This is a genomic window from Paenibacillus sp. FSL H7-0756, from assembly GCF_038006765.1.
GTDB lineage: Bacteria > Bacillota > Bacilli > Paenibacillales > Paenibacillaceae > Paenibacillus_AQ.
Genome location: NZ_JBBOVT010000002.1, coordinates 1,515,034 through 1,537,547, shown reverse-complemented (window position 1 = coordinate 1,537,547; position 22,514 = coordinate 1,515,034). Strand labels below are relative to the sequence as shown.

Annotated in this window: 24 protein-coding genes; 21 read left to right on the top strand and 3 right to left on the bottom strand. The window is 49.7% G+C overall.

Features of this window, described 5'->3' with window-relative positions; genetic code table 11:
- Positions 1 to 43: 43 nt before the first annotated feature.
- The 10 genes from NST04_RS23435 (at position 44) to NST04_RS23390 (ending at position 9,991) form a co-directional block, all read left to right on the top strand.
- A complete protein-coding gene (locus NST04_RS23435) occupies positions 44 to 700 on the top strand; it encodes a hypothetical protein (protein ID WP_341186362.1) in 657 nt (218 codons plus the stop codon).
- A gap of 14 nt (positions 701 to 714) precedes the next feature.
- Positions 715 to 1,023: a hypothetical protein gene (locus tag NST04_RS23430; RefSeq protein ID WP_341186361.1), complete on the top strand. Its 309-nt coding sequence runs from the start codon at positions 715 to 717 to the stop codon at positions 1,021 to 1,023.
- A gap of 604 nt (positions 1,024 to 1,627) precedes the next feature.
- Positions 1,628 to 1,975, top strand: coding sequence for a hypothetical protein (locus NST04_RS23425; protein WP_341186360.1), 348 nt, complete (start codon positions 1,628 to 1,630; stop codon positions 1,973 to 1,975).
- Positions 1,976 to 2,044: 69 nt separating this feature from the next.
- Positions 2,045 to 2,566, top strand: a complete 522-nt coding sequence (locus tag NST04_RS23420; RefSeq protein WP_341186359.1) for a hypothetical protein — start codon at positions 2,045 to 2,047, stop codon at positions 2,564 to 2,566.
- Positions 2,567 to 2,667: 101 nt separating this feature from the next.
- Positions 2,668 to 3,192, top strand: coding sequence for a hypothetical protein (locus NST04_RS23415; RefSeq protein ID WP_341186358.1), 525 nt, complete (start codon positions 2,668 to 2,670; stop codon positions 3,190 to 3,192).
- 15 nt (positions 3,193 to 3,207) lie between these two features.
- Positions 3,208 to 3,435 carry a hypothetical protein gene (locus tag NST04_RS23410; protein WP_341186357.1) on the top strand — a complete coding sequence of 76 codons (228 nt, stop codon included), beginning with the start codon at positions 3,208 to 3,210 and terminating at the stop codon, positions 3,433 to 3,435.
- 198 nt (positions 3,436 to 3,633) lie between these two features.
- A complete protein-coding gene (locus tag NST04_RS23405; protein WP_341186356.1) occupies positions 3,634 to 7,011 on the top strand; it encodes a X2-like carbohydrate binding domain-containing protein in 3,378 nt (1,125 codons plus the stop codon).
- A gap of 177 nt (positions 7,012 to 7,188) precedes the next feature.
- Positions 7,189 to 7,782 (top strand): sigma-70 family RNA polymerase sigma factor, encoded by a 594-nt coding sequence (locus NST04_RS23400; RefSeq protein WP_341186355.1) that lies wholly within the window; start codon positions 7,189 to 7,191, stop codon positions 7,780 to 7,782.
- Positions 7,761 to 8,747, top strand: coding sequence for a hypothetical protein (locus NST04_RS23395; RefSeq protein WP_341186354.1), 987 nt, complete (start codon positions 7,761 to 7,763; stop codon positions 8,745 to 8,747). Before NST04_RS23400 ends, NST04_RS23395 begins: the two co-directional genes overlap by 22 nt.
- A gap of 635 nt (positions 8,748 to 9,382) precedes the next feature.
- Positions 9,383 to 9,991, top strand: a complete 609-nt coding sequence (locus tag NST04_RS23390; RefSeq protein WP_341186353.1) for a hypothetical protein — start codon at positions 9,383 to 9,385, stop codon at positions 9,989 to 9,991.
- Positions 9,992 to 10,064: 73 nt separating this feature from the next.
- Here the strand turns inward: NST04_RS23390 and NST04_RS23385 are convergent, their stop codons facing one another.
- Positions 10,065 to 10,682, bottom strand: coding sequence for a nitroreductase family protein (locus tag NST04_RS23385; RefSeq protein WP_341186352.1), 618 nt, complete (start codon positions 10,680 to 10,682; stop codon positions 10,065 to 10,067).
- Between the two features lie 324 nt (positions 10,683 to 11,006).
- Between NST04_RS23385 and NST04_RS23380 the strand changes: the two genes are divergently transcribed.
- The 11 genes from NST04_RS23380 (at position 11,007) to NST04_RS23330 (ending at position 20,983) form a co-directional block, all read left to right on the top strand.
- Complete coding sequence (locus tag NST04_RS23380) at positions 11,007 to 11,444, top strand: DUF1641 domain-containing protein (RefSeq protein WP_341186351.1); 438 nt, start codon at positions 11,007 to 11,009, stop codon at positions 11,442 to 11,444.
- Between the two features lie 31 nt (positions 11,445 to 11,475).
- Entirely contained in the window at positions 11,476 to 12,654 is a 1,179-nt protein-coding gene (locus NST04_RS23375; RefSeq protein ID WP_341186350.1) for an NAD(P)/FAD-dependent oxidoreductase, read from the top strand.
- 165 nt (positions 12,655 to 12,819) lie between these two features.
- On the top strand, positions 12,820 to 13,449 hold the full coding sequence (locus NST04_RS23370) for an SGNH/GDSL hydrolase family protein (RefSeq protein WP_341186349.1): 630 nt from the start codon (positions 12,820 to 12,822) through the stop codon (positions 13,447 to 13,449).
- Positions 13,450 to 13,545: 96 nt separating this feature from the next.
- Entirely contained in the window at positions 13,546 to 14,292 is a 747-nt protein-coding gene (gene map / locus NST04_RS23365) for a type I methionyl aminopeptidase (protein WP_341186348.1), read from the top strand.
- Between the two features lie 153 nt (positions 14,293 to 14,445).
- On the top strand, positions 14,446 to 14,733 hold the full coding sequence (locus tag NST04_RS23360; protein WP_036695137.1) for a carboxymuconolactone decarboxylase family protein: 288 nt from the start codon (positions 14,446 to 14,448) through the stop codon (positions 14,731 to 14,733).
- A gap of 107 nt (positions 14,734 to 14,840) precedes the next feature.
- Positions 14,841 to 15,263: an Rrf2 family transcriptional regulator gene (locus NST04_RS23355; RefSeq protein ID WP_341021047.1), complete on the top strand. Its 423-nt coding sequence runs from the start codon at positions 14,841 to 14,843 to the stop codon at positions 15,261 to 15,263.
- A 388-nt stretch (positions 15,264 to 15,651) separates the two neighbouring features.
- The gene (locus NST04_RS23350; RefSeq protein ID WP_341186347.1) at positions 15,652 to 16,200 is read left to right on the top strand and encodes a GNAT family N-acetyltransferase; all 549 of its coding nucleotides are present in this window, start codon (positions 15,652 to 15,654) and stop codon (positions 16,198 to 16,200) included.
- 29 nt (positions 16,201 to 16,229) lie between these two features.
- Positions 16,230 to 16,625 carry a hypothetical protein gene (locus tag NST04_RS23345; RefSeq protein ID WP_341186346.1) on the top strand — a complete coding sequence of 132 codons (396 nt, stop codon included), beginning with the start codon at positions 16,230 to 16,232 and terminating at the stop codon, positions 16,623 to 16,625.
- A gap of 30 nt (positions 16,626 to 16,655) precedes the next feature.
- Complete coding sequence (locus NST04_RS23340; protein ID WP_341186345.1) at positions 16,656 to 17,330, top strand: DUF4085 family protein; 675 nt, start codon at positions 16,656 to 16,658, stop codon at positions 17,328 to 17,330.
- Positions 17,331 to 17,903: 573 nt separating this feature from the next.
- Entirely contained in the window at positions 17,904 to 18,770 is an 867-nt protein-coding gene (locus tag NST04_RS23335) for a VOC family protein (protein WP_341186344.1), read from the top strand.
- A gap of 182 nt (positions 18,771 to 18,952) precedes the next feature.
- Positions 18,953 to 20,983: a Na+/H+ antiporter gene (locus tag NST04_RS23330; protein WP_341186343.1), complete on the top strand. Its 2,031-nt coding sequence runs from the start codon at positions 18,953 to 18,955 to the stop codon at positions 20,981 to 20,983.
- Between the two features lie 166 nt (positions 20,984 to 21,149).
- On the opposite strand, the gene NST04_RS23325 is transcribed toward NST04_RS23330, so the two are convergent.
- Both NST04_RS23325 and NST04_RS23320 read right to left on the bottom strand, forming a co-directional pair.
- Positions 21,150 to 21,587, bottom strand: a complete 438-nt coding sequence (locus NST04_RS23325) for a threonine/serine exporter family protein (RefSeq protein ID WP_341186342.1) — start codon at positions 21,585 to 21,587, stop codon at positions 21,150 to 21,152.
- A gap of 27 nt (positions 21,588 to 21,614) precedes the next feature.
- On the bottom strand, positions 21,615 to 22,382 hold the full coding sequence (locus NST04_RS23320) for a threonine/serine exporter family protein (RefSeq protein WP_341186341.1): 768 nt from the start codon (positions 22,380 to 22,382) through the stop codon (positions 21,615 to 21,617).
- Between the last annotated feature and the right edge of the window lie 132 nt (positions 22,383 to 22,514).

The window sequence follows — 22,514 nt, the reverse complement described above, 5'->3', positions numbered from 1 at the left end:
TCCGCTGAGTTTGAATTTGTATACGTATGTGGAGAATAATCCGTTGATCTATAGTGATCCGACAGGTCATAGAAAAACAGAGTCGTATTACGAAATAGAAATGCTTCTTAATGCTTCAATGAAAGGTAATTCATCGTATAAAAATAATTTACAGAAACTATATGGTAATGTTTATGATGATGGAGGAAACACTTTTAAATACTTATATGGCTTATTAACTCAGACAAGCCCTTACGAAAACTCTGCGGGTAGAGCTTCATGGGCTAAAGGACAATTGCTCAATGCCCTTGAGACTTCACAAGACAGTTATGATAAGAAGTTTGGATACGTGACTGCAGCTTCTGATCTCATTGTTGGAGGAGGAGCAGTTGGATTTTCTAAAAGCTCGATAAGTTTATTTAGAGCGGTCGGCCCTGAAGAATTCTATCAAATCTTTAAAACTGGAACCTTTGAAATAGGTGGCAGTGGTTTTGAAGCAAAACAATTTGGCTATACTCTCGAGGAGACCCTGGCTTTTGCTAATAAATTTAAAGATTATGCAGCAATTATTGAAGTTAAAATATCTAAAAATGCTCTTAAAAAATTAGGAGACTTTACAAGTGTTGATCCTTTTATATTTAAAAGTGGTACTGTAACAATAACACTGGAGAAGTTAGGGGATTTCAATAAAATGATTAAGGAGATCATCCATGCTTTATAATTTGGAGGTTACAAATGCTTTTACTCAAAGCGAAAATATTATTTGATAAGTTAAGTAAAGATATCAGTACTAAATCGATAATAAGACCAGGATTTAATTTTGGGAATAATATTATTATTTCTGGTTCAGTTATACCATTAAATGCTGTAGAGACATTAGCGGAAGGTGAATGGTATGAGGTGGAAATTGAGATGAACACGATTGAAATAGAAGCTATGGAAGCAGTCGCCCATCTTGTAAATATTGGTGGTGAATTTTTTATACAAATTGGAGTACAAAGAATAGGAAAAGGTGAAATTATTGATTTTTTATATTATGACTGAATGAGCGAAGTAAATTATTGTAGGTTAAATAATTTTACACGAAAATGACATATTTTATTTTAGCTAAAATGCTTATACCTTTCGTTGGGGAGTTTTTTGATGGGAAATGCAAAGTGAATATTGTTACATTTGTATAAATATAATCTATAGTGGTAACTGGGAATACCTACCCTCAGTTGCCACTATAGATCTATGTACTGTTATGGAACAAGTGCCTGAACTAATAAAGAAAACAAGAGAGGGCATATATTCCTTTGAATTAGATTTCTACGAACAGGGAATTGAAAGAAGGCTTCTAGTATGTTAACTTATGGAAAGTTGATGAACCCGATGAGTTCTATGAAGCTTTTACTACTTTCAATATTTCAAAAATAATATTAGAGAAAGAGAAAATTTCCCTTGTTATAAATTACAGGTTTGATAATCCAATTGAATATGTGAATACTACTTTAAACGTAATTTTTATGGAAAGATATTTTGCTGAATATTATATTCTTCTTAATTTGAATGGAGAAATTATAGATGATGGATTAAGTTTTAAATAAAAGGAAAAGAGTATCAGATAAGTCGGTACGAGTTAAACAATAATAATTAGGAGAACAATATGGAAAACCTCAAAGTGCTGTACTTAAATGATACTGAACGTTCAGAATGGGAGGGCAAGAGCAAAGGGTATAGGAATGATGTTTACGTTAAGGTAGGGAACAAGTTATTTAACATAAAAGTCTATGATATGGTAAGGCTTCAGCAGGACTACGAATTAGAAATACAAACATATGGATACTACTCCATTGAACCTAATCTGGTTTTAGTAAAAGATGTGAGCAAAGAGGAAATTGAATTTGTTGTCAGAAGATTGTTTGAACAGAACTATTTTGAAAATATACAACCAATCGATGATGAGAATATCTATAGTCATTTTGAAAAAAATGCAAATAACGGTGAATATTGAGTTCATAATTCCAGGTGAAAGCTTTGACTCTAAACTTGTATCAACAATTCGAACTCATAGGGTAGGTATATGGAAATAAAAAAAAGAACAATAGTGAGAGTATTATTTATCATTATGTTTACTATACTTATCGCTACAATAGTCTTAAAGTATAGTTCATTTGAGCGAAGGATCTTGTTGTTTGAAATGTTTCGTGGGATAGTTTCTTTGTATGGACTAATTGTAGAGCTTCCTTTGGCATTCGTTCGAAATCGTAATCAGTTAGATAAGTTATGGAAAAGAGTGGTATTATTACCTGTTCTCATATTTGCAGTATTTAGTATCTGTGTTGCTGGGATAAATACATATAATCTGACCAAAGATGTCTTTACAGGATATCTCGTAAAAGTGGTATCCATTATTGAACGAGAACATGAGTATAGAAGTAGTGACCGTATTTGGGTTAGTGACAATTCTAAGCGTTTAAAGCTATACCTGGCCCCTGGATACGTTAATGTAGACGTTGGAAAAGCTTATACTTTCCGGGTTTTTGAGAATTCTCATATAGCAATTTCTATTAATAAAGTGGAGCAACCTAATGATGATAGCTAAGGAAGGATCTATCTAATAAAAGGAGGAGGGAACGCAGATACAATTAAGACTAGAAAAACTATGGAAGAGGGCACATATAGAAAGAAGCTACTTTAGTTTTATTGAGCGAGGTGATCCCCATAGCGGCTAACTTCAACATAGTCATCTACTCTCGGGACATCATTGACCCGGATAAATTGTTGAGAATTGTGCGAGACAAGGGTTTTGCACCTGCTATCAAACAGATCGAATCAATAAGAAACTGGGAATATGAAGATTCGAGAACTCTCACGATTCAGGGAATGCTGACAGACCCTTTAACCGCTCTTCTTGAGAAAGGGAGAATTATTCTAATCCAGGGCGAAGTCAAGCGGAACAGGTTTGTAGTGCTTTTGAGCAAGTCAGAAGAAGTGTATGAAACAAGAATTTCTATCGATACCCGCCATATAGATTACCTGGATGATGCACTGAATGAACGTAACCAGCCCTTCTATGATGCACTATCAAACCTGTTGTTATCTTCCGAACTGTCGAATGATTTCCTTGTTGCCGCATTAGGTGTTGAAGTGGTGGTAGACTACCATACCGACCCAAACAAGATGATGCGCAATAGTCACAACGTGGTGAAATGGATATTTAACACATAAAAGGAGGCTCCCATAATGTCCCTATCCCGACAACAACTAATTGCTCTTGTAACCAAGATCGTGAACGCTGAAGGAACTGAGGCGGAGCTGGATGAGTGGCTGGAGGTGGTAGCGAGCAATGTGCCTCATCCCGGCGTGAGTGATCTGATCTTCTGGAATGAGCCGGAGCTGACGCCGGAGGAGATTGTGGATGCTGCGCTAGGGTATCAGCCGATTGTGCTGCCGCCTCCAATAGAGAACTAGCTCTGAACTGCCTTGCGATTGCTGATCGCGAGGTTTTTTCATTACACAGTACCCCAATCCCCAAATTCGTCAAGTGTGAAAATGGTGCGCTAATTGCTGACAAAATTCCCGTATAATCAACCGTTTTCTCTCACAGCATCGGCGAAATCTGCTCTATGATGGAAGCGTTACCAAAGTATGCTTGGGGAGGTAAGGATCATGAGTCGAAAACGTATCCGAAGACTAGGAATACTTGTCCTGCTGACAGCGATGTCAGGCTCTTTGTTGAACGTTGCTCCCGCTGTAACCCATGCCGCAGCCACTGAAGACTATAGCTGGAACAGTGTGGTTACCGGTGCGGGCGGCGGTTTTGTGCCGGGGATTATTTTCAACCAGACGGAACCGAATCTGATCTATGCGCGGACGGATATTGGCGGCGCTTACCGCTGGAATGAGGCGGACAAGAGCTGGATTCCGCTGACTGACTCGGTCGGCTGGGCGGACTGGAACAAGAACGGGGTAGATGCGCTGGCTACTGATCCGGTTGATCCGGACAAGGTGTATATGGCAACGGGCACATACACGAATTCCTGGGACGGCAACGGTCAAATTATGCGTTCCAGCGACCGTGGGGATACCTGGCAGTCTACCCCGCTGCCGTTCAAGGTTGGCGGCAATATGCCTGGACGTTCAGCCGGAGAACGGCTGGTGATTGACCCTAATAAGAACAGCATCCTGTTCTTCGGGGCGCGGAGCGGGAACGGTCTGTGGAAGAGTGTGGACTCTGGCGTGACTTGGTCCAAGGTTACCTCCTTCACTAACGTAGGAACGTACATCCAAGATCCGGGGAATGAGTATCAGAGTGATATCGTGGGCTTGTCCTGGATTACTTTTGATAAAAGCACGGGCTCTGCCGGACAAGCGACCCAGACGATCTATGTCGGCGTCGCCGATACCGCCAAAAGTGTGTTCCGCAGCACAGATGGAGGCGCCACCTGGTCTGCGCTGCCCGGCCAGCCTGTAGGCCTGCTTCCGCATCATGGGGAGCTGTCTCCTACCGGCGATCTGTACATTACTTACAGTGACGGGGTAGGTCCGTATGACGGACACAAAGGCGAGGTCTGGAAATACAACACAACCAGCGGGGTTTGGAAAAATATCAGCCCTACAACGGGGGCCGACAACTTCTACGGCTTCGGTGGGCTTGCCCTGGATGCCCAGCATCCGAATACGCTGATGGTCGCCAGTCTCAACGCCTGGTGGCCGGACGAGGTGATCTTCCGCAGTAAGGACGGCGGAGAGACCTGGAGCCGGATCTGGGATTGGGGCTTCTATCCGGAGCGCAACTACAAGTTCGAGATGGATATCACGGCGGCGCCGTGGCTTAATCTTGGACTGACTTCGAGCTCGCTTGATCCTGCACCGAAGATGGGCTGGATGATGGGGGACCTTGAGATTGACCCGTTCAACTCGGACCGGATGATGTACGGCACGGGTGCTACGATCTATGGTACGAATAACCTCGGAGCCTGGGACACCGGCGGCAAGGTCAAGATATCCGTTATGGCTAAAGGGGTAGAAGAGACCGCAGTGCTTGGGCTGATCAGCCCGCCAGCGGGTGCCCACCTGATTACCGCACTTGGCGATGTGTCCGGCTTCCGGTATGAGGATCTGACAGCGGCACCCGTCAAGTTCCAGACCAGCCCTTCCTGGGCCAGCACGAACAGCATCGATTATGCGGAGCTGGACCCGGCCTATGTCGTCCGTGTCGGCGGTGTGGACAAAGAGAAATATCCGAACAGCAAGTCGATCGGGATTTCGAATGACAACGGCAAGAACTGGTATATGCCCAATGCGGAACCCTCCAGAAACGGCAGCACCACGGTAGGCCAGGGCCAGATTGCTGTATCGGCGAGCGGCAATGCGCTGCTGTGGAGCACCTCAGATATCGGGGTCTTTTATTCCAAGACCGGGGGCAATGCCTGGACCGCAAGCAGCGGCGTACCTGCCGGAGCGAAGATTGCCTCGGACCGGGTGAATCCGAATAAATTCTATGGCTTCTATGAGGGCAAGCTCTATGTCAGTACGGATAGCGGAGCTACCTTCACTGCTACGGCAGCCACCGGCTTGCCTGCCAATAACGTGAACGGCCTGCAGCCCAGCCAGGCACAGGTCAGTCTTAAGGCGATGCCAGGCGTTGAAGGAGATATCTGGTTCGCCGGCGGGCATCCGCTGGATAAGTACGGCATCTGGCATTCTACCAACTCAGGTGCCAGCTTCACGAAGTTGAGCAATGTGGAAGAAGCGGACCTGATCGGGTTCGGTAAGGCCGCGCCGGGTGAGAATTATATGGCACTCTATACGGTAGCCCAGATTGACGGGGTTAGAGGAGTCTTCCGTTCGGATGACGCCGGAGCCAGCTGGGTGCGGATTAATGATGATAATCATCAGTATGCCAGAATTAATATGGCGATTACAGGAGATCCGCGCGTCTATGGCCGTGTCTATCTCGGAACCAATGGCCGCGGGACGTTATATGCAGATCCGGTGAACCCTCCGGCAGCAGGCTCCGTCATTACGCCGGTCACTGCCAGCTTTGATAAGAAGACGGGGAATCAGAGCGACATTGCAGTGACGATGACCTTGAACGGAAATACCCTGGATTCCATCACCAATGGTTCTACTACGCTAACTGCTGGCACGGATTATACAGTCAGCGGTTCAACAGTGACGATCCATAAGGCTTATCTGGCAGCGCAGGCTGTGGGAACTAGCACATTAAGCTTCCATTTCAGTGCCGGAGCTGCGAAGACCTTAACGGTTACGGTGGCAGATACGACATCAACGGCTAATGATTCAGCCATAACACCAGTCACTGCCAGCTTCGACAAGAAGACGGGTAATCAGAGCGACATTGAAATAGCGATGACCTTGAACGGGAATACTTTAGCTTCTATCAAAAATGGCCCGGCAGTGTTAACCGCCGGAACCGACTATACAGTGAGCGGATCGGTTGTAACGATCCACAAGGCCTATCTGGCAGCACAGGCTGTGGGAACAACCACGCTGAGCTTCCAGTTCAGTGCAGGGGCTGCGAAGACCCTGGCGATTACAGTAAGCGATACGACAGCGCCGGTGGACGGCGGTCTGAAGGTCCAGATGTTCAACAGCAGCACGGCAGCTGCAACGAATGCCCTCAGCCCGCGGATCAAGCTGGTGAATACCGGTACTGCTGCGGTCTCCCTCGCAGATGTGAAGCTCAGATATTATTACACCAGTGACGGCGAGCAGGCCCAGAATTTCTTCTGTGACTGGTCCCAGATAGGGAGCGCCAATGTGACAGGGACGTTCGTGAAGCTTCCGGCAGCCTTGAGCGGAGCGGACCATTACCTGGAGCTGGGCTTCACAGCAGCAGCAGGCTCGCTTGCTCCGGGAGCCAGCATCGATATCCAGATGCGGGCCTCCAAGGTGGACTGGACCAACTATAACCAGTCCGATGACTATTCGTTTAATCCTACAGGTACAGCTCCTGCGGATTGGGCCAAGCTTCCGGCTTACCTCTCCGGCAGTCTGGTATGGGGGAATGAGCCTTTGTAATCTGTAACGCATAGCCAGGGAGGTTCCGGCGGCAGCACAAGAACCGGTTGCACATGATGAAACTCATGGGCAACCGGTTTTTGATATGTCAGGATGAAATAAATTGCATAATAAGGGAACCTTCGGCCGGTACCGGACCAATATAGAGTGAAGTCAACTTAGAGAGGGGAGAGGAAGATGACTGAAGAAGAGCTTCGGGATTGTCTGCAAAGGCTGGCACAAGGAGATAAAGAAGCCTTCACCGTATTACATAACACCATCCGGCAACAGGTATACGGAACGGTCAGCCTGCTGGTGAACCGGCAGGCTGATGTGGCAGATGTAGTCAATGAAATTTATGTCGAGCTGTTCCGTTGCCTGCCGCAGTATGATGGCACACGCCCCTTCGGCGCCTGGTTGAACGGTATAATCGTCAGGCAATGCAGTAATTGGAACCGCAGAAGCTGGCGCCTGATGCGGCTCATGATCCGCAGCCGGGAGAATACATCTGAGATCCTGTATCCGGGGGCGGATGCACAGCTTCTGATGCAGGAACAACAGGGCGAACTGATGCAGCTGGTCAGCGGACTGCCGCCCAAGCTCCGCAGTGTAATTGTGCTGCGTTACTATGGGGAGTGCAGCTATGATGAGATTGCTTCAGCCTTGGGCATACCACTGGGGACAGCTAAGTCCAGGCATCATAAAGCGCTGCGCAAGCTGCGGCAGCATGCGGCTTTTACGGAGGAAGATGAGATGAAGGAGGAATGGACATGTCTGCCGAGAGTCAACTGAAGCAGGAGTATGCTGAGTATAGACGTACCATAGCCGTACCGGAGCCGCTAGAGCAGCGGTTAGCAGCGAGCTTTGAGCAATTTCATCTGCCGCAGCAGCGGGGAAATACCGGCCGGCCCGTGCGCGTGCGCGGGACAGCGAGGATCGCCCTGGTACTCTGCGGACTGATGCTATTCGGCGGCGTGGTCTATGGTGCGGAGCGGCTATGGCAGGTTACTTATGGTGCCACCAGTTTGGAAGTAGACATTCATGAGGGAGCTAATGAGTCGACAGCCTTTGCGAACCATACAAGGCGAATGATTACAGACATTCAGTCCCAGCTCGCTGATAATGAGTCGGCTATGCTGCTAATTTCCAGGTCAAACGGGATGACGGAGCTCCGTATGATTAACCGCCCGCAGATATTCACAGATATCGATAGCTGGAAGAAGGCTATGGAGCCTGTCACAAGTAAGCTGAGCGTGCCGGGCCGAATGCCGGAAGGGTATCATTTTGCCGAAGGAAGATCCGACAGTACAGTGGGCATTACAGACAGCTCCTGGGTCAAAAAATACACGAATGTCCTAACCAAGCGGCTTAAGCCCGGTGAGCATTATGCCTGGATCAAGAGCTTCAATGTGCCCAACCAGCAAGCCGGGACGGTTAGTCCTGAGCTGGTGTACCAAGGTCCTAAGGGAGAAAATGATTTTATCTCGATTACTTATTCCCCGCTTACTCCGTGGGCACAGCTTACATCTGATGTTTGGGCAAATACAAAGGTTGAGCATCTAAAGGTGAATTCTGAGGAAGCCTTGTATGTTGAGAACCGCCAAGCCTATGAGAATAACAGCAACGGTTATTATGCTTACATCCGCTGGATTGAGGTGCGGGAGGATGAGGAGAGGAATTTGATGTATCAGGTAAGTACCGGCTCGCCTAAAGTCACCAGAGAGATGCTGCTAAAAGTGGCTGAAGGCCTGCGTTAACCTAGAGCGGCGGTAAGACTGTGCAAACACATATAAACCTCTATCGTTGATCAGTACATCAACAATAGAGGTTTATAATGTTACCACTATACCCATGTTAGTCTCAGACTCCTTATCCTATCCTTTGTACTCAGCCGGGTAGAAATGGTCCGAGGCGGCAGTATATTTGCCTATCCTGCACATTCATACTGCTCTAACTGATCCGCTTACCACGATAGGATTGGATGGTGTAGCCTGTGAGCTTTAAGAAGCTCATACCGTTTCGTGCAGGGACTCACTTAAGGCGGGAATGTCAGGATCAAAGATATAGTCTCAGTCACAAGGTGGAGCGCTGCTTAAGATTAGCTGCCGGAGATTCTGCCCTGGCTCACGTTCTTTCTGCAGTATCTGTTTCCTTGAGCTGATATCTGAATTATACCGTCCGTACGGAGAATAGTAAAAAGCCGAAATTTTTAAATTTGCACTTCCTGTTTGGAAAAAGGTCTTGTAAGCGCTATTATTCTGCGATTTCCTTAGAATCTGCTGAATTCAAATCCCACTGCCTTTGCTGTATAATGAAAAGGATGGTTTCAATGCTGCGTATACTCCGGCAGCTTTGCGTGGAGGGAAAGGATACGGAAATGAGCTTGTATGGGGTGAAGCTTGAGGAACCCGGCAGCGGGCTGCTGAAGTCCTTTTTGGAGGATAATTATATATGTGCGGGCTATCCCGGCGTGGGTGATCTGGAGCATCACAGCAGAGAAGAGATTATCCGTAAGCTGGTTGCTGCCAGCTATCACGGACAGGAGCTGGAGAGTGCAGCGAATACCCTGGATATCTTCGTCAATGCGATGCAGGATGGGGATTATGTGCTGATCGCCGATGAAGAGTGGTTATATCTTGGGGATCTTGGCGATTATTTCTATGATACCCGGCACAGCGGAACAGAGGACAGTACAGCACACCGGCGCGGTGTCACCTGGCTGAAGAGTCTGCCCCTCGCTGCTGTTAATCCGGCTGTAACAGAGCTGCTTGCCTCTGACAGCAGAATAACTGTCTATTCCGGAGTGCTGCCCGCAGCCCGTATCGATCTGTGGCTGGGGAATCAGGCTGGTGAAGGCGGGAGTACCGCCGGTACCCCTTCGGTTCAAGTGGATGAAGCTACAGTAGTGCAGGCGCTGGCTGTCCTGAAGGCGGCTTTGCACAGTACGGATGTGGAACGGCAGGAGCGTGCGGCTGTGGCAATTTTGCAGTATGCCCGGTGAGGATGGGGTTATGAATACGGAAGGATGATATAAATAAGGGTCTTTCGGTGTAGTAGCCGGAAGACCCTTTTTATTAGATAAATTCAACAAACTCATTAACCGGCTTGCGGTAGCCGCGCGATCTGATCTTGTGCTGGTTGTCCTTGCCGATCGTAATCAGCATTACTGGAACCATATGGTCGCCCAGACCGAGGGTAGCCTTCACAGCCTCCGGATCGAAGCCGATCATCGGGCAGGTATCCCAGCCCTTATCCTTGGCAATCAGCATGAACTGCATCGCCGACAGAGAAGCATTGCGGATCGCTTCATCCCGCTGGAACGCATCATTCCCGGTATATGCATCATTGATGGATTGAATGGTTTGCTCATAAGCATCTTCGCTCATTGCTCCCAGCAGCTTAAGCCCGCTATAGATTTCAGGAGCCTGCTGATAGGCATTCTTGTCACCCAGCACGACAATAACAGCAGAAGCAGTGTGGATCTTGTATTGGCCATACGCGTCCTTGCGGATGGCTTCCTTCACGTTGTCATCGCTGATTACTTTGTAATGGGCGTGCTGAAGATTATAAGCTGAGGGAGCCAGACGGGCCAGGGAGAACATCTCTTCAAGCTCACTCTGCGGGATGGTAACACCTTCCACGAAATTATTAGCCGATCTGCGGGATTGCACCAATTCGGAAAAAGTACTCATAAATCATTACCTCCATCTAATTATGTATGCTGCTTAGTTAAAATTAATTGCTGATATTAATTAATAAACTTACAATAAGTTACTTGCTTAAGATATCACGACTATCCGTATACGTCAATGAGCAAAAACATAATCATTTGTAAATTTAACCTGATTTAATGACTAAGTTGGATGAAATCGACGAGGAAGTGATAATAATCACAAAAATAGGTTGAAAAGACAAAAAGATTGTGACAATAATAACAAATAGAGTGTTATAATAGTCACATAGTTTTACCTGGATGTCATTATGCAAGAATACGATTTGTAAAAGGAGACTTCGATATGTCAGAAACCCTTACCCAAAATCTTCCTGAACAAGAAATACCAGAAGCAGCCCTTCCCAAAGAGGATGTACTGAAAGAGCTCTTGAAGCCGGAGGTTCAGCAATCTCTGATGGTACTGGTCGAGCAGCTGCCGCAGATCACACAAATGGTCAGTGTATTGTCCAAATCATTAGATTTTGTGCAGTCGGTGGCCACGGATGAAGTGCTTAAGAATGACACAGTCGGTGCGATCAAGGAAATGGCGGGTCCTGTGGTGGGCACAGCCAAGAATCTGGCGGCTACTGTCATTGAAGCGAAAGACCGCGCGGAAGCAAGCAGCGAAACCGTCAGCCTGTTCGGCATGATGAAGATGATCAAGGACCCGCAGGTGCAGAAGGCTCTCCGGTTTATGAATGCCTATCTGCAGGTCAGCGGTGAACGCCAATCGGGCAAATAAGCCCGTAATACTTAATGATGGAGGAATAATCATGTCAAAACATATAGTGATTCTAGGTGCAGGCTACGGCGGTCTGCTTAGTGCCTTAACCGTTCGTAAATATATGAGCAAAGCGGAAGCCAAAATTACGGTTGTCAATCAGTATCCGACACACCAGATTATTACGGAATTGCACCGGCTTGCAGCGGGCAGTGCGTCTGAACAGGCGGTTGCCATGCCACTGGCGAAGCTGTTCGCCGGTAAGGATATTGATCTGAAAATCGCCAAGGTCAACTCGTTCTCCGCAGAGAACAAGCAGGTTATTCTCTCGGACGGCGTTATGCTGACTTATGATGCTCTCGTTGTCGGTCTCGGCAGCACCACCGCATACTTTGGTATTCCGGGACTTGAAGAGTACAGCATGGTGCTGAAATCAGCAGCAGATGCGCTGCGGATCCGCCGTCATATTGAAGACCGGATTCGTGACTATTCCAAAACCCGCAACGCAGCAGATGCTACGATTCTGATCGGCGGCGGCGGACTGACCGGCGTAGAGCTGGTAGGCGAAATTGCTGACATTCTGCCTAAGCTGACGAAGCAATACGGAGTGAATCCTGCTGAGATCAAGCTTCTGCTCGTTGAGGCGGGTCCGAAGATTCTCCCCGTCCTGCCGGATCATCTGATTGAGCGCGCTACGGCCAGCCTGGAGAAGCGCGGGGTGCAGTTCCTGACGGGTCTTCCGGTTACAAAGGTGGTTGACAATACGATTGATCTGAAGGATGGCCAGCAGATTGTGGCGAACACCTTCGTCTGGACCGGCGGGGTACAGGGCAATCCGCTGGTTGGCGAATCCGGTCTTGAAGTCAACCGCGGCCGGGCCACGGTGAATGAGTTCCTGCAGTCCACTTCACACCCTAATGTATTTGTAGCCGGAGACAGCGCTGTTGTCTTTGCACCGGATGGCCGTCCTTATCCGCCAACGGCACAGATCGCTTGGCAGATGGGTGAGCTGATTGGCTACAATCTGTTCGCATATCTTAATGATAAACCGCAGGAAGCCTTCAGCCCGGTCAATTCCGGCACACTTGCCAGCCTCGGACGCAAAGACGGGGTAGCCATTGTCGGCGGTAACTCCACTCCGCTGAAGGGGCTGCCGGCTACACTGATGAAGGAAGCCAGCAATATCCGTTACTTGACTCATATCCATGGCTTGTTCAGCCTGGCCTATTAATCTTTGATCCTAAGATCCCCCTCGGGCTGTCATATGGCAGTCTTAGGGGGTTTTCTAATTTAAAATAGAAGGAATAATTTTCAATGAAAACGTGTCCGCAGGAAAGTCTATTTGCTATAATGATCATGTTTATATAACAGATGTTTTCATAGGAGGATTTCAGGCATGCCATTTCAAAAGAACGATATCATCCTGTTCCAGGGAGATAGTATCACGGATTGTGGACGCAATTACGCCGATGCCTCATCGCTGGGTGTAGGTTACGCGCTGATGGCCGGCGCCCGGCTTGGCCTTCAGTATGCAGAGAAGAATCTTACGTTCCTGAACCGCGGAATCAGCGGCAACCGGGCGGTAGACCTGCAGGAGCGCTGGGAGCGGGATTGTCTTGCGCTGAAGCCAACCTGGGTATCTATTTATATTGGAATAAATGATACCTGGCGCTGGTATGATTCGGGGCAGGAGACTACAGCAGCTGAATTCGAGTCGTCCTACCGTGATCTGATTGAACGGACCAAGCAGCATCTGGACGCCAAGCTGGTACTGGTGGAGCCGTTCGTATTGCCGGTGCCGGAAGACCGCAAGGGCTGGCGTCAGGACCTGGACCCCAAAATCCATGTGGTCCGTGAGCTGGCCCGTGAATACGGAGCGGTGCTGGTGCCGCTGGACGGCCTGTTCGCAGCGGCATCCGTCAACGCTGAACCTGGCTACTGGGCGGCGGATGGCGTGCACCCTTCGCCTGCCGGACATGCCCTAATCGCCGATGCCTGGATGAAGGCTGTAGGTGCAATAAGGTAATAGGTACGTTCATTTCACTCTGCGTAACAAGGCTGTTATACTTGTAGGATACATACTCAAGGTGTAGCTTTGATAACGAGAGGAATGTGAGCAGGGATGACGAGCGAGACGCTCCAGGATATGCAAGGACTGAAAGCGGCGGGTGCAGTGGTAGGCCACACCATCGCGGAGATGAAAAAAAGTGTAGTTCCCGGAATGACGACTGCGGAGCTGGATGAAGTGGGGGCGAAGATTCTGAACCATTTTGGCGCAAAATCTGCTCCAAAGGTAACCTACAACTTCCCTGGAACGACCTGTATCAGTGTCAATGAAGAGGTGGCACATGGAATTCCGGGACAACGCGTCATTCAGGCCGGAGATCTGATCAATATTGATGTCTCCGCCGAGCTGAACGGTTATTTTGGCGATGCCGGGGTATCGTTTCAACTGCCTCCTTATAATGAGAAACTGGTTCACCTCTGCCGGAGTACGGAAGAGACCATGATGAGCGTGATTAATCATCTCCGGGCGGGTATGAAGGTTAACGAGATCGGCCGGGTTATGGAGTCTGAAGCACGGAAGCGCGGCTATAAAGTCGTGCGTAACCTATGCAGCCATGGCATCGGCAAAGCGTTGCATGAGAAGCCGTTTGAGATTCTGCCCTTCTATAATCCGCGTGTTTCGACGGTTCTGAAAGAAGGACAGGTGATTACCATCGAGCCGTTTCTGTCCACGGGAACTGATTTTGTAGAGCAGCAGGCGGATGGCTGGACACTCAGCGTCGCCGACAACAGCCGCGTGGCCCAGTTTGAGCACACCATTGTGGTCACCAAGGGCAAGCCGATTATTTTGACCAGTGCGTGAAGAGATTTAGGAATATTTAACAGTTGTAATGTATGCATTACGCAAGAAACCCTCATACTAAAGATGATGTTATGATTTGGAATGCAAGAATATGTTTCCAGAATCGGAGGGTTATTTAAAGTGGATAATGTACCGCAAGTCAGTCATGCCTTTATGACATTTATGAAGGAAGCGCCGGAGCAGCAGAAAGCCCTTGGCGAAATTGTGAAGAAGCTGGATGCTGCAAGCAGCCTGGATGCCAAAACCGAGGAGATTGCTTATATTTCCGTACTCGCGGCGGTTAGGCTGGAGAGCGGGCTTCCCTTTCATGTCAAGCATGCCAAAGCGCTCGGCGCAACCCGTGACGAGATCATCAGCGCAGTGCTGCTGCCCCTTCCGGCGGTGGGCAATGTGGTGATTCAAGCCCTGCCGGTGGCATTGCAGGCTTATGACAGTGAATAGTGTTCTGTTGTCTGCAAACTCCTCGCGGGATTGACAATTGCTCGAAATGTAACTATTATAGTTGCATCTGGCGGAAGTTTTCCGGCCAGTGTGAAGGAGTGATTGTTATGAACATTAGCACGCGGTTTGCGGTGGCTATTCATATTTTAACCTTAATTGACAGCAACAAAGACGGCAAAAGTACCTCCGAGTGGATCGCCGGCAGCGTGAATACCAACCCCGTAGTGATTCGCCGCCTTACGGGTATGTTGAATAAGGCAGGACTTGTGGAAGTTCGTCCCGGTGTAGCCGGAGCGAAGCTTGCCCGCAGTGCAGCTGATATTACGCTGCTGCAGATTTATAAGGCAGTGAATGCGGTGGAAGAGGACTCTCTGTTCTCTGTCCATGAGCATCCGAACCCGGAGTGTCCGGTGGGCAAGAACATTGCAGGAGCTATTGTTCCTGTGTTCTCTCTTGCACAGAAGGCGATGGAGAATGTGCTGCAGGAGGTCACCCTGGATCAGATCGTACATCAGATTCCTGTAGGGTAAGCCAGGATTTGATGGAAGTGAATTTTAAGGAAACCTTCAGCCCCGCTTTATGTTTTTTTAAGGTTCGGGGAGTATAGTGAAGTTCTCCACCCCCCAGTGGAACCATTTGTGGAAGACCCCGCCGTGCCTCGGCAGGGTTTTTCTTTTTGCTACTATATATATTCATGCATTTTCATTAAACCTTTATGTGTTTTTCATCTGGCCTTAAGCTTCGCTCAGTATAGTAGACCCATGACCCCCTTACAATAGACTTTGGCCCTGCCGGTTACCGGCGGGGCCACTTTTTTTGACGCGTAGCTGTCCTGGCGTTAACTTTACACTGCGATTTCTATCGTTTAGACTGACACATATGTGGCAGGATTACAGGAATATAAGGGGGGATCTCATAATGATTCTATTTCAGAACGGAGACCTCAGTGTCCGCAGGCTGGAACAGCAAGATGCGCCGCTGCTCGTACGATGGCTCTCAGACCCGGAGGTGCTGGAATATTACGGGGGCCGTGACCTTCCGCATGATCAGGAGCTGGTGCAGACGACTTTTTATAATCATGAGGAAGAGGAGATTCATCGGGCAATTGTGCAGTTCAAAGGCAGGGACATAGGCTATATCCAGTTCTATCCTGTCGGCAGGGAGGAGCTGATAGAGTACGGTTACGCAGAGTATATGGGAAAAGTCTACGGAATGGATCAATTCATCGGTGAGCCGCAGAGCTGGAACCAAGGCATTGGTTCACTATTAGTAGGCGGGATGGTGAAGCACCTGATTGAAGTGGAGCAGGCAGACCTGATTGTCATGGACCCGCAGTGCTGGAATCATAGGGCACTCAGAGTCTACGAGAAAAACGGATTTGTCCGCGGCAAGCTTTTACCGGAGCATGAACTGCATGAAGGAAAGTGGAGAGACTGTTGGCTCCTTACGTATAAGGCTGCGCATTAATCTAACATACATATAAGGAGATGCTGTACATGAAGAATCAATATACCATTCTTGGAGCTGCTCTGATTCTGGGCCTGTGTCTGGTTGCCGGCAGCTTCGTAATCGGTGATCGGATTAGGGCGGGTTATGAGATGAAACTGCCGGCACCTGCCGGAGCGCAGACGGAGAGCCAAGCTGAGGATCATCCGTTAATGACACTTGCAGAGACTGCGCAGTTCCTGCGGCTGAGTGAAGATCAGGTGAAGAATATTATGAAGGCGGAAAATGCAATGTTGCGTAATGACGGACCCTTCGAGGGGACGAAGCTCCCTTATCTCAGAATAGATAATGAGTTCCTGTTCAATAAGCAGCAGTTAACCGTCTGGATTCTGGCTGCTTCGCAGGAGCATAGGGTATACGCGGGGGCGAAGCTGGCCGGGAATTAAGGATCGCTACAGAGTGGAGGGAAGGGCAGAATGAAATTTTTCACAATACCCTGGTATGAAGAAATGCAGGTGCGCGGGTTCATGGTCTTCCCGGAGACAGAGCAGGATTGGGTGGAGGATGTGGCCTGGCATGTGGCGGAAGGGATCAGCTACGAGGAGCGGGCCAAGGATTGTCTGGAATATATGAAAAAAGATCTGCTGAAATATCTTCCCGGGTACTTCCACGCTTCGATACATGACGGAACGATAAATTCCACCTATCCTGCGTCTGAGTTCAAGGAACGGGCCTTGCAGTGGGGCAGGGAATACGATGAACGGATGCAGGTGCTTTTCAGGGAATACCGCAAAGGGTACGAAGCTGTTAAGCATGAACTCCCGGAGGGCGCGGTACAGCTAGTCGAGAAGAGTCTGCATGATGCAAGAGTAATCTCTTATGCCATACCTGCAGAAGGGGTGCTGGAGATGATTCTGGACTGCGGCGGGGCAATGCATTACCAGTGTGAGGTGAAGCTAACGTTCAGCGGTGTGAGCGGACTGCGCTTGCCAGAGCCGCTGGAGAAGAAGTATTGGCTGTATGACGAGATCTATGCCGTGGAGCAGGGGTTCGAGCTACGGGTTCTGATGGATTCCCCGCCGAGTGAACTAAGAATTACTGCACAGGATGTATCGATAGAGATCCTTGGGGAACCTAAGTATATGGAATGACTGTGCTTTCGGAGTTTAGTAGAGCATCAGATTAAAAAGGATGGATAAGCTTGTTAAACCCTATCGACCCAAAATCTAACGGACCGGAGAGATCTTATCCCCGCGAAAGCGCCACTTTTTGCAGCTTAACGGACTCCGTGGAGCTTATAGTCTCTCCATGAGACATTTCGGAGTTGACGTGCAAAGGATAAGGCCTGTGTAGTCCGTTACTTGCCCCATTGGCGACTTTCTTCCCAGATAAGAGCACCTCAGTCCGTTACGCTACGCCAAATGCCCCTGAAGAAAAACACCCGCTTGGAAAAAAGATGGAATTCGAAGGGGAATTGCGTCTGCTCCACTATTTTAAATCTGATAAGGTACTGGCCTGTTGGCTGGGCTTTTTTGTTGGACATGACCTGTATTATAAAAGTAATTGACAAACATATAGAATGCTACTAATATTAAGTAAGTTAGTATGTAACGGAAATCGAAATTACCTTTGCATGGACAGGATAGGAACAGTTAACACTAACCGTTAATATGCACCGGGGATTGTATTTGAATTAGCATACATTTATTTCAGGAGGGATTCCTATGACAACAACAGCTATTTTACCGCAACAACTGGAAATTGGACTTGTACAGATTCGTGTAAGTAATTTGGAGCGCTCGCTCAGCTTTTACCAGAATGTGATAGGACTGAAAATCCTGCGGCAGCAAGGGCGAACGGCAGAGCTGACGGCGGACGGCCAGCAGGTGCTGCTGGTTCTGCGGGAGATTGAGCAGGCTCAGGTGCTGCGCCGGAACTCGGTAGCCGGACTGTACCATTTTGCAATTCTGCTGCCGGACCGCCCCTCTCTGGGACTGGTGCTGCGCAATCTGATCGACTCCGGGATATCGGTCGGACAGGGGGATCATCTGGTCAGCGAAGCTCTGTACATCGAAGACCCTGACCATAACGGAATCGAGCTGTACCGCGACCGCCCCCGTGACACCTGGAAGTATGAAGCAACAGGCGAGGTGGTCATGACCACAGATCCGGTGGATGTGGACGGTCTGCTGGCTGCCTCGGAAGGACTGAGCTGGACCGGGCTGCCTGCCGGCACTATAATGGGTCATGTTCACTTCCATGTGGGCGATCTGGCAGAGGCCAAGAAATTCTACGTGGATGCGCTTGGATTCGCGGTGACCGCCCATTATGGCGATGCGGCCATGTTCATTTCGGCTGGAGGCTATCATCATCATATGGGACTGAATACCTGGGCTGGCAAGGGGGCTCCTGCGGCTCCGGCGAATGCGGCGGGTATCGATTATTTTACACTATTGCTCCCTGACATTCAGGAAGTGCATGAAGTGGCTGAACGTGTGAAGCGTGCCGGATACCGTGTTGAAGAAGAAGGCGGTATAGTCACTCTGTGGGACCCGTGGAATATTGGCATACAGCTGCTAGTGAAACGCTAAAATAAAAGGGCGGACAGCATCACGTTACTATTTACTGCTAGACACGCGGCGGACAGCCGTGAATGATAAGGCAACGGAAGGTACGGGCGGAGAATCATAATTTCCGTGGTGCCTTCCGTTTGTTGACGTTAGCCGGGTCACTGCAATATTATAATTGATTATCAGACGGGGAGATGATGGGCTTGGAGACTTTTCTGGCTGTGCTGTTAATGCTTGGATTAATCGCCGTATCGAATATCTTGAACCGCTTCATTCCGTTTGTCCCCGTTCCCCTGATTCAGATCGGACTTGGAATCATTGCTGCACTCATTCCGACGGGAATACATATGCACTTCGAGCCTGAGCTGTTTTTTGTATTATTCATCGCTCCGCTGCTCTTCAATGACGGGCGGCGGACACCGCGCGGTGAGCTGTGGAACCTTAGGGCCCCCATTTTGCTGCTGGCGCTTGGACTTGTGTTTGTCACGGTATTTGTAGCGGGCTATGCAATTAACTGGATGATTCCCTCGATTCCGCTGGCGGCATCCTTCGCTCTGGCGGCTATTCTGTCTCCTACCGATGCGGTCGCGGTGAGTGCGCTGGCTGGAAGGGTTCATCTTCCCAAAAGCATCCACCGGATTCTCGAAGGAGAATCGCTGATGAACGATGCTTCCGGCCTGGTCGCCTTTAAATTCGCGATTGCAGCCATGGTTACCGGTGTGTTCTCTCTGCCTAAGGCCTCGCTCAGCTTTGTGCTGATTGCCGCAGGGGGACTGCTGCTTGGGGCAGTGCTGTCGTTCCTGCTGATCCGGCTCAGCGTGTTCATCCGCAGGTTCGGCATGGAGGATGTGACGATCCATGTTCTGCTGCAGATCCTTACCCCGTTTATTATTTATCTGATCAGTGAGGAGATCGGGGTCTCAGGCATCCTGGCCGTTGTGGCAGGGGGAGTCATGTATGCCATTGAGAAGGACCGGGCAGTCTCTCCGCAATATAAGCTTCAACTGGTATCTGCCAGTACCTGGTCAGTACTGCTGCTGGTGCTGAACGGGCTGGTCTTCCTGATTCTCGGCGTGTCCGTTCCGGATGTGGTCGAGGTTATTTACCGGGATCAGACGCTCAATAACTTCATGGTCGCCGGCTATGTTCTGGCGATCACAGCGCTGCTGATTGTGCTGCGGTTTCTGTGGGTCTATGGGTACTCCTTATGGGAGAGCAAGCGGCTGAAGGCAGAGAAGGCTCCGCTTAAGTCACAGATTATTACATCAATCTCAGGCGTGCGTGGAGCGGTTACCCTTGCTGGTGCTTTTTCGATTCCGTTGGTGCTTGGGGATGGAGTGACGCCATTTCCGGAGCGGGATCTCATTATTGCGCTGGCGGCAGGTGTCATTCTGATGTCGCTGGTCATCGCCAGCATCTTCCTTCCGCTGCTTGCGGACAGTGAAGAGACCATAGTTCAGAGCGCCGGAGCTGTGCACGGGAATACGGAGCTGACGGCCAGAAATGTGGTCATTGACGCCGGGATGTCGATGCTGCGCAGCCTGGTCTCAGAGAGCCCGGAACGTTCAACACAGCCTGTGCTGCTGGAATTCACAGATAAGGTTGACCGGCTGTGTGCTGCCAAACCGGATCATGATCCGGCCCATGAGCAGTTCCTCCGTCTGGGAGTCGAGGCACGCAAGAGTGCGCTCGAAGCTGAACGCACAGAGCTGCGGCGGATTATGGAGAACGGGTCACTGCCGGAGCCTGTTGCTGTGAAAATGGAGGAGCTGCTGGACCATACGGAGTCTCTGCTGTGCAAACGGCTGAATACGCAGATTAGGTTCTCTTTAACAGAAATTCAGCGTCTGTTCTCTGGACTGTTCTCAGGTAAGCTCGGCGGGGAAGAAGGACAGCTCGCTATGCAGAATGCCGAGAGTGCGCGGACGGCGAAGATTGCGATGTGCCAGGCGGCTGTATCCGCCGTTAGTGCGGGAATAAGTGATGAGAATCGGCTCGCCTCACAGAAGGTCATCGACAAGTACGAACGGCTGGAATCCAAGCTGGTACAGGGCGAAGGCTGGATTAATGACGGCGTGCTGGATGATGACAAGCTGGAGCTGAAGCTGCAGGCAATTCAGGAGCAGCGGAATACCGTGCAGGAGATGTACCAGAACGGGGCGATTAATCTTAAGATTGCCGGCAGGCTGCGGCGGTTCGTCGATCAGCTTGAAACCTCAATCTGGGAGGATTAAGCTCAGATCAAGTGGAAACGGCATTGCCGTCCTTTTAAGGACGTATGCAACATATAAATTCTTATATTTGTACAAAGCCCGCTTGCACAAGGACCCGGAGGCCTTGCTGCAAGCGGGCTTGTCTATGCTGCCTGAAGGCTCAGGCTGCTATCTGTGAAATGGAGCGTTACGGTTGTTTGGGCAATTTCCTGAGGCGCATAAAGACTTGGCCCAGCACCTCGCTCAGCACCAGCCCGGTAGCAATGGCCCCGGACAGCAGGAGCGCCTGAACCCCATACTGGATGCCGAGGTTATTATCATTCTCCACGAACCTGCGCATGGCATCATACGCAAGACCGCCCGGCACAAGCGGGATAATGCCGCCGACACTGAAGATGATGACCGGCATCTTGAAGGAACGCGCAAAAAACTGGCTGATCAGTCCAACCACAACGGTAGCACCAAAGGTTGCGACGACAGTATCGGAACTGTAATCCAGCAGCAGGTACAGCATCCAGCCGATCATTCCGGCAAAGCCGCATTGCAGCAGCGCGCGCACCGGCGCATTGAATAGAATGCAGAAGGTTGAGGCAGCGATGAAACTGGTGATCAATTGCAAAATCATGGCAGGAAGACCTCTTTCAAGTGGGTGTTAAAAAATGGACAGGACCAGCCCGATGCCGGTCCCGATGGCGAACGCAGTCAGAAAGGCGTCGGCCCCTTTGGAGATGCCGGATACCAGATGCCCGGCCATCAGGTCACGGACCGCATTGGTGATGAGCAGCCCCGGCACGAGGGGCATTACACAGCCGATAATAATCTTGTCCATCTCCCGTCCCACGCCGAGCTTGACGGAGAAGAAGGCCAGCAATCCAATAATGAAGGAAGCAATGAATTCCGCGAAGAAGCGGATCTGCACCAGACGGTGAAGATAAGTGGCTGCTGCGAAGCCTGTACCGGAGATCAGCAGCGAAGGCAGAGCATCCTGCAGGCTGCCCTTGAACATAACCGTAAAGCAGGCTCCGGTCAAGGCTGCGGCTGCGATCTGTACCCATACCGGGTAAGCATGGGCTGCGTCATCGACCACGCCAAGGCGTTCGCGGGCTTCAGCAGCTGTCAGCTGACGTTCGGTCAGCCGCCGGGAGATGTCATTCACCTCGGATACCTTTTGCAGGTCTGTTGTCCGTTCGGCGATCCGGAACAGCTTCACCGGCTCGGTCCGGCTGGTGGTGAACATAATGACCGTGGGCGTGACGTAGCTATGCGCACCGGGGAAGCCGAGTGCCGCCGCCATCCGGCTCATGGTATCCTCCACACGGTAGGTCTCTGCACCGCTCTGCAGCATGATCTTGCCTGCCAGCAGGCACAGATCGACAATGTCATGTGTGGAAGGGTTGCTATTCGTGCTTGTACTATCCAACTTCGTTAATCCTCCCCGGGAATGTTATCTATTCGATTGTCGCCTGAAAGTCTGAAAATTTCAACCTTTATTCCATAGCTTCCGGCAAATCCCGGGATTTTATCAAAAATAGCGCGGAAATCATGCTTCCGG